Genomic DNA, 16,260 nt, shown 5'->3' with positions numbered 1-16,260 from the left:
ATATTTATGACTTTGATACTTTGCGATAAAGGCACTGTATAAGCCGTTTATGTTTAGCTTCTACCCGTTCTGTAATACTCCTTTTTTTATTTATTTTGAACGAAAATTTATTTTAATTTTAGATATATTATACAGTTTTACACGTCCTGTCCGCCCACGATAAGACAGTGTTATAAATAAATCTGCGGGCAGAAAGGCTATGGATTTTATTATGAAAATTCTATGTATCGGAGATATTGTCAGCCGTATAGGACGCGATATGCTCTTTAAATATGTTGACGATATGAAATATCAGAAAGGTATTGACTTAGTTATCGCAAACGGTGAAAATGCCACCCACGGCAGAGGTCTTGCCCGCAACGCATATGACGAGCTTATTCGTGCAGGAATTGACGTTATCACTATGGGTAATCACACTTGGGATGCAAAAGAAGTTGTTGATATTATGCGTAACGAGGGAAATGTAATCCGTCCGGCGAATTACAATAAAAAGTGTCCGGGTGAGGGAAGTATCGTTTTTACCGCAAAAAACGGTGTTAAAGTCGGAGTTGTAAATCTTATCGGCAGAACATATCTTGACCCCGCAGACTCCCCTTTCGACGCTGCCGAACGCGAGGTTGCAAAATTAAAGAAATCAACCAATATTATAATAGTAGATTTTCATGCAGAGGCAACAAGCGAAAAACTTGCTATGGCATATTTCCTTGACGGCAAAGTTTCAGCCGTATTCGGAACGCACACACACGTTCAAACAGCCGATGAAGTCATTCTTCCGAAAGGTACGGGAAATATAACCGACCTTGGAATGACAGGTCCTCAAATATCGATACTCGGCAGAGAGAATAATGCAATAATAAAAAAATTTATTACAGGTATGCCTCAAAAGTTTGAAATTGCGAACGGAAAAGGACAATTTTGCGGTTGTATTTTTGACATTGACGAACAAAGCGGTTTGTGTACAGACATTGAAAGAATTTTTATTCGTGAAAAATAAGTCAAGTAAAAAAAGCACATCATTTTAGTTAAAATTTGATGTGTTTTTTTAGTGATTAATCCGAATTTATGTTTAGCTTTTATTGTTTATTGACTTTGATAATTCGGTGTGATATGATTATTTTATAATAGTTTAAGGGGAGATAAGTATGAAAAAAATTTTAGGAATGTTTCTTGCCGTATCAATCGTTTTGAGCGGAATAGTCGCATTCGCCGAAACAGCGTCACCTGCACCGACAGAAACACCGCAAGTAACAGTAGAGCCTACCGTTTCACCGGGAACAACGGTTGAGCCGACAGAAACAGCAGCAACAACACCGGCCGCAGAGCCGACAGTTAAGCCGACTTCAACGCCGACAATATCGGAGAACGAATTATCAACACAATTTGTTCTTAATATTGACATCACATCGCATAAGTACATAATACCTAATGACGTAACTGTCGAACTTTACAGCAGTTCCGATGAATTACTCGGTTCAATTACCGAAAACGTATCTCAGGATACTTCTTCGCTAAATCTTATATTCAACGTTCCGCAATATCGTATGGGCGAAAAATTCAAGGTAAAGCTCGTTTCGGGACTTCGTTCATTGAAATATTACGATAAAAAGATTGAGCCTGACGGCATTCTTGAAGTTCAGACGTACGGATATTTGAACGAAAACGGCGAATATGTACAAAATAACGGTTGTGCAATGAACGGTAATCCGAATTACGATAAAGAACTTTGTATGTATGTAAGCGGTAACTTTCTTCAAGACGTTTCACCGCGTGCAAGAATAGTTGACGGTGTCGCAATGATGCCTGTTCGTGCAATCGGTGAGGCAATGGGATTAAAGGTTACATACGATCCTAAATATGACAGCGTAGTTTGCAGCGTCGGTTCAGACCAAGTTATTTTTAACGCAAACAGTGCATATACAACGATTTTCGGAAACGATACATACGCACCTCACGCAACGGTTTATATCGAGGGTTCTCTATTTGTTCCTGTAAGAACGCTTGCCGAATCGTTTAATTCAAGTCTTGATGTTCTTGATTTCGACGACCACCTTGATATTATCATTGGTGAATCTCCTATAGTTAAAGAATATCGCAACAGAACACCTGTAAACAAGAACGGTATTACAAGCCGTACAAATTATCTTGTATGGGTTTCAAAGCACGAATATAAGGTAAGAGTATATCAAGGCTCACAATATAATTGGGAACTTCAAAAAGAATTTCCTTGTGCATTAGGTGCATGGAATACGCCTACAATCACAGGTCAATTTGAATATATCGAACGCACAGAATGGGATTATCCAAGCTACTATGTAGGTCCTGTACTTCGTTTCTATAACGGTTATGCACTTCATTCAACATTGCTTTACTATAACGGTACAGAATATGACGGACGTGTCGGCGTAAATATTTCTCACGGTTGTGTACGTCTTCACCCAAGCGATATTAACTGGATTGCAAATACAATTCCGTTCTATACAAGAATTTATATTACAGAATAATATCAAAAAAGCAAGCTGAAATCAGCTTGCTTTTTTATTAGCCGTTCACATAAAATTCTCCGACCATTTCAATCGCTTTAAATGCCTCAAGATAAAACGGTGTTGCCAAAATCCAGTCGTGAACCATTTTTTCACCCTCATAAAATTCCAGCTCCGTACCGTATGCCGCCATCAACTTTGTTTTTAACTTTCTGCAATCGGGATTTAAAATTTCATGAGTTCCTGTCAAAAGAAATATTTTACCGAGATTATCCATTCTTCCGAATATAGGTGAAAGCACAGGATTTTTAGCGTCACCGTTTCCAATATATCTCTCCGCCGCATGGTACAGGCAATCCATCGTCAAAAGCGGATCGCGTTCCGCCGCCTCCCCTATTTTCGGATTGCTCATAGTCAAGTCAACCCATGGTGACATTAAAACTGTCTTTTTCGGAAACGGTATTATTTTTTCATCACGCAATATCTGCAAAACTGCCAAAGCCAATCCACCGCCTGCACTGTCACCGAACAAATAAAATTCATCACCGTAATTTTTAATTGTAATCTCTCTGTATGCTTTCATTACGATTTCGTGTGTTTTTTCATATGTATGCTCGGGTGCAAGCGGATAGTCTATAAAAGTCACTTTTAATCCGTACATTTTCACAAGTTCTTCAATAATTCTTCTGTGAGATGCTGTCGCCTCTGCGACATATCCTCCGCCATGCAAAAATATAACGTGTCCCCCGTTTGTTTTTTTGCCGCTTACTGTTATAACATTAAAGCCGTCCACATTCCATTCATCTGTTATAAACCCTTTAAATTTATCTGCCCTCAATTCACCGTTGTTTCTTTCGGGATTGTCGAAATTCTTTTTTATGTTCTCCGACATTTTCATCGTTTCTGCACCGTTTAATATTAAGTCCGCCAATAATTTCATATAATATCTCCATAAGTGTTTTTGTTTAGTATACATTTTATAAGTGATTTTGTCAAGAGAATGTTTAGTGTCCCCATAAAATCAAGGCGACCAATGATCGCCCCTACGAATTTCAATAATTATCGACTAAATATTTGTAGGAGCGGTCATTGGCCGCTCACAAGGTTTATTTATATTTACCGCATATCAAAAGGGACACTAAATTTTAGTGTCCCTTTTACCTAACAATCTTTCTTTTGATATTCCTTAATCAACAATGCACGAACATAACCTCGCGACTTATCTGTCGAATCAATATAAAATCCTCTGCCGTAATAAAAACGAATAAGCGATGTAATCTTTGAGCCTGTATGCAACTGAATTTGAGTTACACCCTTTTTAACCATAATTTTATCAACAAGATTCATTATTGATTTACCGATACCGTTATTTTGACTTGTAACCTTTACCGCAAAACGTGACAAATATGCGGTTTTATCGGGAAATACCTCTACTCTCACACTGCCGACAGGTTCGCCGTCAGACAATGCAAGCAATACAACTTTTGTATCTATATCTTTTTTCACATCATTATACGATTCTTCAAGTGCCGCAAGCTTTTCAACGCCTGACATCTGCTGATATTTAACAAATGCCTCACGCGTGATATTCATAATTGCAGGTATATCATCATAATTAGCCAAACGCACTTGAAATAATGACTGATAATCACTTTCCATTACTATAACCTCCGATTATCCCATCAATGTTGCCATAACTGCTTTTTGAGCATGAAGTCTGTTTTCAGCCTCGTCAAAAATAACAGATTGAGGTCCGTCTATAACTTCTTCTGTAACTTCAAAACCGCGATATGCAGGCAAGCAGTGCATAAATACAGCGTCATCTGCGGCATTCTTGAACAATTCACCGTTTACTTGATACGGCATAAATATCTTTTGTCTTTCTGCCTTTTCAGCCTCTTGTCCCATTGATACCCATGTATCTGTATAAACTACATCTGCATTTTTGATTGCCTCAACCGGATCTGTTGTCAAAATTAATTCTTTTCCCGACTTCTTGAAGTCGTCCTTTGCGTTTGCAACCACTTCCGCGTCACACTGATAATTTTCAGGTGTTGCGATCGCACAGTCCATACCTGCCTTTGCACAGCCGTACATAAGCGAATGTGCCATATTATTACCGTCACCGATATATGCAAGTTTCAAGCCTTCAAGCTTGCCCTTATGCTCATATGTTGTCATAAGGTCTGCAAGCACCTGACATGGGTGAAGCAAGTCTGTAAGTGCGTTGATTACAGGAATATTTGCATATTCTGCAAGGTCCAAAACATCTTGATGTGCGTAAGTACGAATCATAATACCGTCAAGCATTCTTTCCAAAACCTTTGCAGTATCGTAAATTGATTCGCCGCGTCCAAGCTGAATGTCGTTTGACGATAAGAACAACGGATAACCGCCAAGTTGAGTCATACCCACTTCAAATGATACTCTTGTTCTTGTTGATGATTTTGTGAATATCATACCAAGTGTTTTACCCTTTAAAATATGATGTTCAATTCCGCTTTTCTGTTCCTTTTTTAATTTTAAACCAAGCTCCAAAAGTCCTTTTACTTCTTCTGAAGTTAAATCGTGTAAACTGATTAAATCTTTCATTTTATAATTCCTCCAATATACTGCTTAATGTATTAATAAACAAGTCGATGTCTGTTTCTTTTATAATTAACGGCGGTGCAATTCTGATTGTGTTGCCGCCGCAAAGGCTTGTAAGCATTTTATTTTCAAACAACTTATTAAATACAGTCTTGGCTATGCTGTCCTCCAACTGAATACCAATCAAAAGACCTGCATTTCTGACATCTGTAATTTTATCCGAATATTTATTTTGAAGTTCTGTAAGTTTTTCTTTAAAATACTTACCCATCTTACCTGCATTTTCAACAAGATGTTCCTTTTCAAAAATATCAAACACAGCCAATCCAGCTGCCGTTGCGAACGGATTACCGCCGAATGTTGTTCCGTGGTCACCCGGTTCAAATGCAGACGCAACCTTTTTGCCCGCACATACCGCGCCAATCGGAATACCGCCGCCAAGTGCCTTTGCCGAAGTGAAAATATCCGGTTCAACGCCGTACATTTGATGTGCAAAAAGATAACCTGTTCTGCCCATACCGGTCTGTACTTCGTCAAAAATAAGAATAATATCTTTCTCGTCGCATAGCTTTCTAAGCTTTTCAACGTATTCCTTATCCATCGGATGAACTCCGCTTTCACCTTGAATAAGTTCAATCATAATTGCCGCAGTTTTATCAGTAACCGCGTCCTCAATCGCTTTAAAATTATTAGGCTCAACCTGCTTGAAACCCGGTGTCAATGGTCTGTACGGCTTTTGATATTTTTCCTGACCTGTAGCTGCAACGGTTGCAAGAGTTCTGCCGTGGAATGACTTATCAAGCGTGATTATCTCATACTTATCCAAACCTTTTTTATAATAATAAATCTTTGCAAGTTTGAATGCACCCTCATTGGCCTCTGCACCGCTGTTTGCGAAAAACGCTTTTTCCGCACAAGTATTTTCAACAAGCTTTTGTGCAAGCTTTGCTTGATTTTCTATATAATAAAGACTTGATGTATGCACTACTTTATCAAGTTGATTTTTAAGTGCGTTTATAAAATCTTTGTGTCCGTGACCCAACGCATTTACGGCAATTCCGCCAAGAAAATCGTAATATGTATTACCCTTGTCGTCAAACAGTTTCATTCCCTCACCCTTTTCAAAGCATACAGGAAGTCTGTCGCCGAAAGTATTCAAATAATATTTTTTATCTAATTGTATAACTTCATCAAGCATTACTAACCCTCCAAAATTTCAAATACGTTTATGATTATACTCCTTTTTGAATAAAAATGCAAGTCTTTTTGACAAAAAAGTTTAAATCATATAAAAACAGTGCATAAATATTCATTGCGTATGAATATTTATGCACTGTACTGAATAATTAATCAGTTTTAATCATATAAATTCATCTATTGCGTCCTCGTAATCGTCAAGAGAATGTGCGCCGACAATCTTCTTAACAGGTTTGCCGTCTATAAATAAAATTACAGTCGGTATTGAAACAATAGCATTTTGAGCGGCAAGCTCGCCTTGATCGTCAACATTAACCTTGCACACCTTGACTTTACCGTTGTATTCCTCTGCAATTTGAGAGATTATAGGCGCAACCATTTTGCAAGGTCCGCACCAAGAAGCCCAAAAGTCAACAAGCACAGGCATATTTGACTTTATAACTTCACCATCATAGTTTTCCTTTGTCAATTCGATTTCCATTTGTATTTCCTCCTCTATGAACTGTGTTATTTATATGACGGGATTGTTGTAAACACTCTGTTTACAGCACCGGATTCATACACGCTCTTTTCGGAAAATCCCGTTTCTGTGTGTGTATATTGCTTTATTGTTGTTCCCGCACCGGTGAAAACATATACATTTATATTTTTCGTACCGTTGTCGTTTTCGGCAACATCGTAATAAACACTTCCGTTACTTACATTTTGGTCAAACAATGTATAATATCCGCCGTTACCGTCCGATACTTCAAGCACCCACTTTTGACTGTCGTCCCAAATAAATTCATCACCGTCTTTTTGTGCGGAAGTGTATAATGTAAGTGCACCGTTATCGGTTGTGTTGCTCGATGATTCAACTGTACTCCACGTTGAATCAACTGCTGACTCATTCGATTTATTTATTATTCTTACATCCTCTTTCGGTTCAGGCACATCTTCCGACGGCTTACTCTCAGGTTCAGCACTTTCTGAAGGCTCATTGCTCTCTTTCGGCATATCGAGAATATTTTTAGGCAGTGCCGATACGATACTGCTTTGTTTTGCTCTCTGCCCTGCCACATATCCGCCGCCGACAAGTATAACGGCAGCCAATATACAGCATATCGCTTTAATTACTTTCTTCATCCCTCTTCCTCCTTAATATCAACATATTTTTTATCAATCTTTTCACAAACCGCTCCTGCATTCGTCATATTGATTATTTCCGCAATAACTTTATCGGTCGTATCAATCGGACACGATATGATAAAAGTAACCTCATCTTCGTAAATAGTGTCCTCAAGCAAATATCCCTTAGTCATAATCTCATGTTGCATTTTTCCGAGCAAAGAATAATCAACTTTTACAGAAACTATATCGCAAAGCTTTCTTATAACTATTTCCGACTCAATCAGTCCCTGTTTTGCCGATGCTCCGTAAGTATGTACAAGTCCGCCCGTTCCGAGAAGTGTACCGCCGAAATAACGCGTAACCACCACAACCACATCAACTATCCCGGATTTACGGATTGCGTCAAGAACGGGCATTCCTGCCGTCCCCGACGGTTCGCCGTCATCACTGTAACGAAAAATATTATTTTCGTCAATCACATATGCGTAAACATTATGCGTTGCATCCGAATACTTTGAACGCATTTCATTCAAAAACGCAAGTGCGTCATCTTCATTGTCAACAGGTTTTACATTTGCGATAAATTTTGATTTTTTCTCTATAAGCAGTGACTGCGACTGCTTTTTTACCGTTTTGTATACGTCTTTTTTTGACATTTTACAAAATATACTCCCTTATTTTCTCATACATTTTAGCATCTACCATAAGCTCCATTACAGTGCCGTTTTCGCCATATTCTTCTGATATTACTTTTTGATTTTCATGAAGTTCATTCACAAGCGAACCTGCACTGTACGGTATGCAAGCCTTAATTTTCTGCTTTTTACCCGGTGCGGTGTCGGCTATCGCTTCAATCAATTTATCAATATTTGTTCTGTGCTTGGCACTTATATATACGCACTTGTCACTCTTTAAATTAGTTATCGGATAATCTTCAAGTCTGTCACACTTATTAAACACCGCCACAACCGGCTTACCGACCGCACCGATGTCAGACAAAACTTGTTCCACGACTGTGATTTGATTGTCCATTTCTTCCCCCGACGCATCAATGACGTGTAAAAGCACATCTGCCACAACCGCTTCTTCAAGTGTTGATTTAAAAGCCTCAATAAGATGGTGCGGAAGTTTTCTTATAAAACCAACAGTATCGACAAGTAATATTTTTCTGTTATCGTCAAGTGTTATCGCTCTTGATGTAGGGTCAAGCGTTGCGAAAAGTTTATCTTCCGCAAACACCTGTGCGTCTGTAAGCGTGTTTAAAAGCGTTGATTTGCCTGCGTTCGTGTAACCCACAAGTGCCGCAGTTATAACACCGTCTTTCTTGCGTCTGTCCCGAATAAGTCCGCGATGTTTTTTCAGTTCCTTGATTTCTTCTTCAAGTGCCGAAATTCTTCGTCTTATATGACGTCTGTCACTTTCAAGACGCGTTTCACCCGGACCTCTTGTGCCTATTCCCGCACCTGTACGGCTCATTTCCACACCGAAACCGCGAAGTCGCGGCAAGCGGTATTTAAGCTGTGCAAGTTCAACTTGAAGTTTACCCTCGCCGCTTTTTGCACGCATTGCGAAAATATCAAGTATAAGCATAGAACGGTCAAGCACTTTTATTTCAAGAAAATCACTTATATTTCTCATTTGTACAGGCGAAAGCTCATCATCAAACACAACCATATCGGCATTAAGCGTTTCTATGGCAATTTTGAGTTCATCAAGTTTGCCCTCGCCCATATACGTTGCACTTTCCAAATCAGCCTTGTTTTGAATCATTTCACCCACAACAATACCGCCTGCCGTTTTCACCAATTCGCCAAGCTCATGTATTGATTCTTCAGTTGTATCCCAAAGTGCGTCACGCATACCGCGATGTACACCCGCTAAAATTACACGTTCCTGTTTTTGCTCGTTATACTCCATATTTACCTCGCTTTTTGTTTCTATATATTCAGTATAACAAAAAAATCGTTTTTAGTATACCCTTTTGGTGAAAAATTCAAAAAATTTTAATATTATAAATAAAAAATATCGGTATGATTTTTTCCATACCGATATTTTAAGTTATATCGTGTGTTTTATATTTGCCACCCCTCAGTCGGCTACGCCGACAGCTCCCCTCTATGGGAGCCGAAAGTCTCACCTTGAGGAGAGGTGGCACATAGTGCCGGAGTGGTGGTTTTAATTTTATATTTACTCGGGCGACCAATGATCGCCCCTACGGATTTATTGTATACGCAAACAGACGATTTATGCTTTTTCATATTTGCCACCCCTCAGTCGGCTACGCTGACAGCCCCTCTATGGGAGCCGAAAGTCTCTCCTTGAGGAGAGGTGGCACATAGTGCCGGAGGGGTGGCTATCTTTTAACATATTTTTGAATGCAAATTTTAATTGATTCGCTCATAATTTCGGTACACTTTTTAAGTGACATACCAATACTGCCTGCTGCCCAATCCTCAATAACCGAAACATAACCGCCGATAAACAATCTCAAATTCATTTCAAACGATTCTTTATCGCTGATATACGAAGCTTCGGACGCATCACGCATACACTTTTCAATAACTATATCGCGAAGTCTTTTAAGAAACTTATCCGCACCGTCTGTATTCAAGAGCATTTTATACATTTCCTCGTCGTCCTCAATAAATTCACGAACGTGATTCATAATATCATACGGATCTTCAAGAACACTCTTAATTGCGTTTTTATTTATCGAACCGAACAGTTCATTTATAACGTCCGTCTGAATTTTTTCGCGAACATCGTCAGCCGTTTTGAAATGTGCGTAAAATGTACTTCTGTTAAGATCAGCCGTATTGACAATATCGGTAACGGTTATCTTCTTATTCTTTTGCATAAGTTCGACATACGCATGGACAATCGCTTTTTCAGAACGTGTAAAATTCCTATACGTTTTCTTTTTCTTTACTTCTTCCATGTTTTTTTATCCTCCTAAGCACAATGAACACAGCCATCAGCAAAACAGCCGTTCCCCCACAAATCACAATCGGTACAATCGGCGATATTTTCTTATAAAGCAATACATATTTACAAGGTTTTGCCGTTTCAAAAACCGCATAACTGCCGTCAATCGTACAATCAACCATACTCCATTTACCGTCAATCTGTACTGCAATCTTTGCAGCCTTTTTCTTATCATCACGAATATGTACTTTTATAACATCATAAGCATCTTTACTTAATGTAAATGAGTATGTCTTACCGTTTTTGTAGCCGTCAAAAACGTGGTCAACATCTTCCTCTTTGAGCGACAATGTTGTATTATCCGCAAATACGCTTTCGGCAAGCATTAACGGCGGTTCTTCGCCTGATGAAATAGTCGTTGTTGCCTTGTTGTATTCTGCCGAAAATGTAGTGTGACGTATGATAGGACTTTTCACGTCCTTATCCCACATCGGAACTTCACTGCCGTCAGCGGTAAGCTTTGGTATATCGCTGTCATTTAATACAGTACCGTAATCAACTGTCATTGACTTCAATTCTTTATCTTTATCCTTGAATATAACATTGAAATGAAATCTTGAAAGTTCTGTTGACTTTGACTGCAAAATCGCACCTATACTCTCGGCGTCATTTTGAGCCAAACTCTTTATTTGCGGAAGGAATTTATCTCCGTCCGCCATATAGAAATTACCGTTATCCAAAAGCGGCATACGGCTCGGGAAACTGCCGTCAGACGTTGTCATATCGTCAGGCTTGACAGCCTCTGCTCTGCCCTCAAGATTCATTCCGCTTATACCTGAAAGTCCCTCATCAATAAAATAACAACCCGTAACGTCACCGTCAACAAATCCCACTATTGCACCGGCATCATCTTTTTTACCGTCCAATCTCGGAAGCGAATATGACGTATTAATATTTTTAGCCGAGCCGGCAATACCGCCGATATGGTCGTTACCGTCAACATCATTTATCGCAATACAATTATCTATATTTCCGCTTGTATATCCTGCCGTACCACCGCTGTAACTGCCGTCATTTACAGTAATTTCGCCTGTTGTAAGCGAATTTTTTATATCGCCTATATCACTCTTACCGCAAATACCGCCCGCATATTTCGATTCTGCGGTTACATTACCGAAACTTATACAAGAATCAATTACAGCTTTCAAAACAGAATCGGAATTTACTTTAGTGCCGTCAGGCAAAGTAAGGTTTTCACCGGAACGAACTATCGACTCAAAGCCGACACATCCGACTACACCGCCTGTCGATTCGGTTCCGTCTACGGTACCGTTATTTATACAATATTTCACAAGTGCCGTATCGGCATTTTCATCACCGATAAGTCTTGGCAATGAAATATCCGTACTCTTCAAATCACTTATTGCAGTTTTTTCATCATCTGTTTCCGCCGCTTTAGCCGTTGTGAACAACATATCCTTTAGCATACCGACAACAGACGGTTCAACGTCATAACTGCTGTCAAGCTCACCGTCAGGTGTTACGTTGTAGCCCGGATCAATATCGTCCTCAGATTTTACACTTTCCGAAGAAGTATCATTATTGCTGTTGCTTCCACCGCTGTTACCGCCACTACCGCCATTGCTTGGCGTTTCCGTAGGTCTTGTCATAGGACCTAATGTAGGCAACGGCTTTAATGTAGGAAGTGTTGAGCCCAACTTATCAAGTACGTCTTTAAATGATTTAATTGTATCTTTTAAGCCTTTCAATTCCTTGCTCATATTCAAAACAAGGTTGTCAAGATTCTCCATTGTATCACTGACCGAATCACCGACATCACCCGATACATATTTAAGCTGTCTTAAAAGTTTCTTCAATTCTTCATTTGTATCGTCAAGATTATCAATTACATCATCAATATCTTTTTCCATCTTGTCAAGACGATTTGAAAGTTTGTCTTTTGAATCGTCAACATCATCTTTGCCCTTATCAAGCGAATCGTTCAAATTGTCGATAAGGTCTGACAATTCATCACCCTTGCCGTCAAATTCGTCAAGGAAATCATCAAGCGATTCAAGAGAAGTATTAAGCGAATCACTCACATCTCTGATTGACTGCTTTGATTCGTCTGTGAACGAAGATATATCTCCTCTTGCTTGGTCAAGCGTATCTTTCAGCGAACCTGTCACATTACTGTCAGACGCTGAATTTACCGCATTTGTTATACTGTCCATCATATTGACGGCTGAATCCGTAAGAACGTCAAGCCTTGAACGTGTATTATTTTTCGCGTCACCCAAGCCTAAAAGCGACATAAGTCCCGATACATCATTTGAACCTGTCAACAGTTTCAAACCGTATTCAATCAACTTTGTTCTTGCACTTGAAATATCGTTTTGGAATGTATCTATATCTTTTTCTATTGCCGCTTTTGCACTCTGATAAGACAAGTCAATATCTGTATACGGTTCAAATCGACCGACTACACCGCCGACACTTCTTCTTCCCTGAACAGCGGCATTATTGATACATTCTCTTACTTCACCGCTTTGTGTACCGACTATACCGCCGATATTGTCGCCGAAACTTTCGCCGCCGACAGCGCCGTTATTTGTACAAATAACAACCGCACCCTCGTTATTACCGCAGATACCGCCGGCGTTTACCGTATTTTCGTTTGCGTCCGGACACACTTTTCCGTCATTTCTACTCAGCTTTATTCTGCCCTCATTGTAACCGACTATACCGCCTGTTTCACTGTCACCAACAACTGTAGCCAAATTTGCGGAAGAATCGACAACACCTGTCATTGCATTGTAGCCGACAAGTCCTCCGACCTGTTTCTGACCTTTGACATTTCCGCCGTATGAACAGTTTACGATTTTACCCTCGTTATAGCCGACAAGTCCGCCTGCACCTTTTGAGCCTTTATCAAAATTTTGAGTATTTATATCAGTCTTACTCAAAATCGAGGTGGCTTTTTGTCTAAAAATCGATTCCGTATCTGTTCCGACTGTAACCTTTATATCTCCTGTTATGTTCAAATCTCTGATCTGACCTTCTTTTGTCACTGAACAGAAAAGTCCTTTATTTGAACCCTCAAATGAAAGCTTGACATTCTTTATACTGTGACCGCCTCCCTCGAAAGTTCCGCAGAATACCTCCGCACTTTTTATTTCCACACCGTTTAAATCAATATCATTTTGTAATACGAACTTCTTATTTTTTGAATACTCGTCATATACGCACTTTTCAAAAAATTCTTTAAGGTCGTTCACTGTCGATATTGCAACAGTGTCGTCTGCCTGTACAATGCACATAGGTAATATGTTTAGCATTATAACAAGTGCAGTCAGAAAAGATATGATTTTATTGTTCTTCTTCGTTGTTCTCATTATCCTCATCCTCCTGCTTTTCATCTATTTTTATATTATCTTCCTTACTCTCTGTAAGCAACAAATCCTGTTGATTTCCAAGTTCGACTTTCGCGTCTATATCACCCTTTACCAAGCCGTAGAACACACCGTCCATAAAGCCTGAAACGTGACCTCTGACACGACCGTTGACGAACATAATGCCCGACATTTCTCTCTTTGCCGCCTTGTCTTTATCAGTCGCTTTTTTACCGAATGCGGTCTTTTCAATAAACTTATCGCACAGCAGTACAATTTGCGGAAGTACCATCATTACTATAACTATTGATATTAACGTTCCGCGTCCAAGTACCGTACCGAGTGCCGATATAATAGCATTTGTCGAAATCATACCTATTAGAAATCCCGCAAGTGTAAGGATTGAACCTGATGTAAGAATTGTCGGGAACGATTGGTTAAGCGCGGTTGCCGCCGCCTGTTTATTATCCATTGTTTCCTTTAATTCAAGGTATCTGTTCGTAAATACGATAGCATAGTCAATCGTAGCACCCATCTGAATTGAACTTACAACCAAGTATGCAAGGAAGTACAATCTCTGCCCTGTAAGGAACGGAATTGAGAAGTTAATCCACACACTTCCCTGTATCGCAAGTACCAAAAGTACAGGAACACCTGCCGAACGGAATGTGAACATCAGTATCAAAAGCAATGCCAAGATTGTGATAAGATTAATCTTATTATTGTCTCCGCCGAACGAATCACCCAAGTCACGGCTGTTTACGCTGTCGCTGACAAGCAAACATTCGTCATAATACTTTTCAACATCACTTCTGACGTCTTTAAGCATTTGATATGCCTCGTCACTTTCAATATCACATTTATATGTAAAGATTATTCTTGAATAATTATCGCTTTCAAGCTGGTCTTTCGCGTCTGTCAGCTTGTCGTAAAGGTCGTTAATATCATTCGTTTGATCCTCGTCAAGATTGATTACACCCAAATCCATCTTCTCGTGTACATACATAAACAAGTCGATTATAGGCACTTCATAATCATTTACGTCACCGAATATTGCACTGTATTCATCGTGTTCCGCGCCGTATGCCTGGAACAGAAGACAACACAAATCATAATCGATATTCATAAGCTTTGAAGTTTCTCTTGCGTTGATTTTTTCGGTAAGTATGTGGTCATCATCAAGCTCCGTATTTGCAAGACCCAAAGCCGAATTTATGCTCGGATTTTCCTCGACAAGCGATATAACTTTTGCCTCTCGGTCATAGTCACCTGACGGAACAATTACAGCAAGCTGATGATCCGTACCGAAAATTTCGTCAACCTTTCGTTTTGCGATTGAGTTTTCGGTAGGCTTTTTAAGCTGTTCGGCTGTGGCGTCAAAAGCATAGTTACTCATTGACGAAAGCACCGCACCGACTGCTATAATCGCAATAAATATGTAAGGCACAATGTTCTTTAATTTAATAACAACCTTACACCATTTCTCGATACTCGGCACAAAAGAACGGTGAGTTGTTTTATCAATCTTATCCGAAAATGCCAAAAGTAAACCGGGCATAATAAAGAACACCGTAACAAGACTGCATATGATACCTTTACAAAGTACCAAACCCATATCCATACCGATTCTAAGCTGCATTACCATAAGTGCGGCAAGACCTGCAAGTGTTGTAAGACTTGATGAACTGATTTCAAGGATAGCCTTTGAAAGTGCGGTTACTATCGCGTCATACGCATTCTTTGTCTGCTTTTCCTCCGCAAATCTGTGCGAAAGGATAATCGCATAGTCAATCGCCAGTGCCAACTGCAACACCACCGCAACCGACTTTGTAATAAACGAAATTTCACCGAGCAGATAGTTCGTACCCATATTCAAAAGTGCCGCCACACCGAATACTATAAGGAATATCGGCACTTCCATAAAGCTCTTTGACGTGAACAGCAAAACCGCTATAATTATCACAAGTGCTATACCCAAAATAACGGTCATTTCTTTTTCAAGCTGTTTAGAACTGTCGTCTATACTGTCGGAATAAGCATAGAAGTCATATCCGTCAAGCTGTGCTTTCAGATCATTGACAATTTCAAGTTCCCTGTCCAAATCGTCACGCACGCTAAGCGTAACCGTAAACAATGCCGCAGAATCTTTATAGTGGTCGTCGTCATTTTCAAACTCAACCTCTTTTACTCCGTCAACCTTTTCGAGTTTATCTTTCAGTTTTTCCGCTGTTTCGGTCGTTATGGTCGTAACCATTATTTTTTCCGTATCGTATGTAATAAACTCATCGTCCATTAAAGTAAGTCCGCGTCTTGTTTCCGTTTCTTCGGGAAGATATGAACTTATGTCGTTGTTTACCTGCACTTTCGGTATTGATATTACGCACAATACAAGTGCAAGTGCAAATATTAAATAGAATGCACGTCTTTTATCAACAATAAAAGTTGCTATTTTTACCATTAAATTATTGTCTTTTCGACTATCATTTTTCACATCATTTTTCTTCATATATTTACATCTCCGAAAACATTAATCTCATCAATACATATTATAAATTCCGTCACTTTGT

The 16,260-nt window shown here is 39.4% G+C and carries 13 protein-coding genes; 2 read left to right on the top strand and 11 right to left on the bottom strand.

Annotated features, from left to right (window positions below; translation table 11 throughout):
- The first annotated feature begins 199 nt into the window (after positions 1 to 199).
- Positions 200 to 994 carry a TIGR00282 family metallophosphoesterase gene (locus LKE05_RS06940; RefSeq protein ID WP_308456357.1) on the top strand — a complete coding sequence of 265 codons (795 nt, stop codon included), beginning with the start codon at positions 200 to 202 and terminating at the stop codon, positions 992 to 994.
- Between the two features lie 148 nt (positions 995 to 1,142).
- Positions 1,143 to 2,501 carry a L,D-transpeptidase family protein gene (locus tag LKE05_RS06935; protein ID WP_308456356.1) on the top strand — a complete coding sequence of 453 codons (1,359 nt, stop codon included), beginning with the start codon at positions 1,143 to 1,145 and terminating at the stop codon, positions 2,499 to 2,501.
- Positions 2,502 to 2,538: 37 nt separating this feature from the next.
- Here LKE05_RS06935 and LKE05_RS06930 read toward each other — a convergent pair whose 3' ends face one another.
- The 11 genes from LKE05_RS06930 to LKE05_RS06880 form a co-directional block, all read right to left on the bottom strand.
- Positions 2,539 to 3,420 carry an alpha/beta hydrolase fold domain-containing protein gene (locus tag LKE05_RS06930; protein ID WP_147514223.1) on the bottom strand — a complete coding sequence of 294 codons (882 nt, stop codon included), beginning with the start codon at positions 3,418 to 3,420 and terminating at the stop codon, positions 2,539 to 2,541.
- 221 nt (positions 3,421 to 3,641) lie between these two features.
- Entirely contained in the window at positions 3,642 to 4,139 is a 498-nt protein-coding gene (locus LKE05_RS06925; protein WP_022229010.1) for a GNAT family N-acetyltransferase, read from the bottom strand.
- Between the two features lie 15 nt (positions 4,140 to 4,154).
- Positions 4,155 to 5,072, bottom strand: coding sequence for an ornithine carbamoyltransferase (gene argF, locus LKE05_RS06920; protein ID WP_117968608.1), 918 nt, complete (start codon positions 5,070 to 5,072; stop codon positions 4,155 to 4,157).
- A gap of 1 nt (position 5,073) precedes the next feature.
- The gene (locus LKE05_RS06915; protein WP_118446574.1) at positions 5,074 to 6,267 is read right to left on the bottom strand and encodes an aspartate aminotransferase family protein; all 1,194 of its coding nucleotides are present in this window, start codon (positions 6,265 to 6,267) and stop codon (positions 5,074 to 5,076) included.
- A 162-nt stretch (positions 6,268 to 6,429) separates the two neighbouring features.
- On the bottom strand, positions 6,430 to 6,747 hold the full coding sequence (trxA, locus tag LKE05_RS06910) for a thioredoxin (RefSeq protein WP_117968610.1): 318 nt from the start codon (positions 6,745 to 6,747) through the stop codon (positions 6,430 to 6,432).
- Positions 6,748 to 6,773: 26 nt separating this feature from the next.
- A complete protein-coding gene (locus LKE05_RS06905; protein WP_147514225.1) occupies positions 6,774 to 7,391 on the bottom strand; it encodes a hypothetical protein in 618 nt (205 codons plus the stop codon).
- Positions 7,388 to 8,032: a YigZ family protein gene (locus LKE05_RS06900; protein ID WP_147514226.1), complete on the bottom strand. Its 645-nt coding sequence runs from the start codon at positions 8,030 to 8,032 to the stop codon at positions 7,388 to 7,390. Before LKE05_RS06900 ends, LKE05_RS06905 begins: the two co-directional genes overlap by 4 nt.
- Position 8,033: 1 nt before the next feature.
- Positions 8,034 to 9,293 carry a GTPase HflX gene (hflX, locus tag LKE05_RS06895; protein WP_308456355.1) on the bottom strand — a complete coding sequence of 420 codons (1,260 nt, stop codon included), beginning with the start codon at positions 9,291 to 9,293 and terminating at the stop codon, positions 8,034 to 8,036.
- Positions 9,294 to 9,729: 436 nt separating this feature from the next.
- Positions 9,730 to 10,314 carry a TetR/AcrR family transcriptional regulator gene (locus LKE05_RS06890; protein WP_022229003.1) on the bottom strand — a complete coding sequence of 195 codons (585 nt, stop codon included), beginning with the start codon at positions 10,312 to 10,314 and terminating at the stop codon, positions 9,730 to 9,732.
- Positions 10,283 to 13,696, bottom strand: coding sequence for a hypothetical protein (locus LKE05_RS06885; protein WP_308456354.1), 3,414 nt, complete (start codon positions 13,694 to 13,696; stop codon positions 10,283 to 10,285). The genes LKE05_RS06890 and LKE05_RS06885 overlap by 32 nt, the downstream gene beginning before the upstream one ends.
- Complete coding sequence (locus tag LKE05_RS06880; RefSeq protein WP_308456353.1) at positions 13,671 to 16,199, bottom strand: efflux RND transporter permease subunit; 2,529 nt, start codon at positions 16,197 to 16,199, stop codon at positions 13,671 to 13,673. Before LKE05_RS06880 ends, LKE05_RS06885 begins: the two co-directional genes overlap by 26 nt.
- Positions 16,200 to 16,260: the final 61 nt, after the last annotated feature.

Origin of the sequence: Hominilimicola fabiformis (assembly GCF_020687385.1) — a bacterium.
GTDB lineage: Bacteria > Bacillota > Clostridia > UBA1381 > UBA1381 > Hominilimicola > Hominilimicola fabiformis.
Note: the sequence above shows the minus strand (reverse complement) of the source record. Positions and strands in the feature narration are given on the sequence as shown.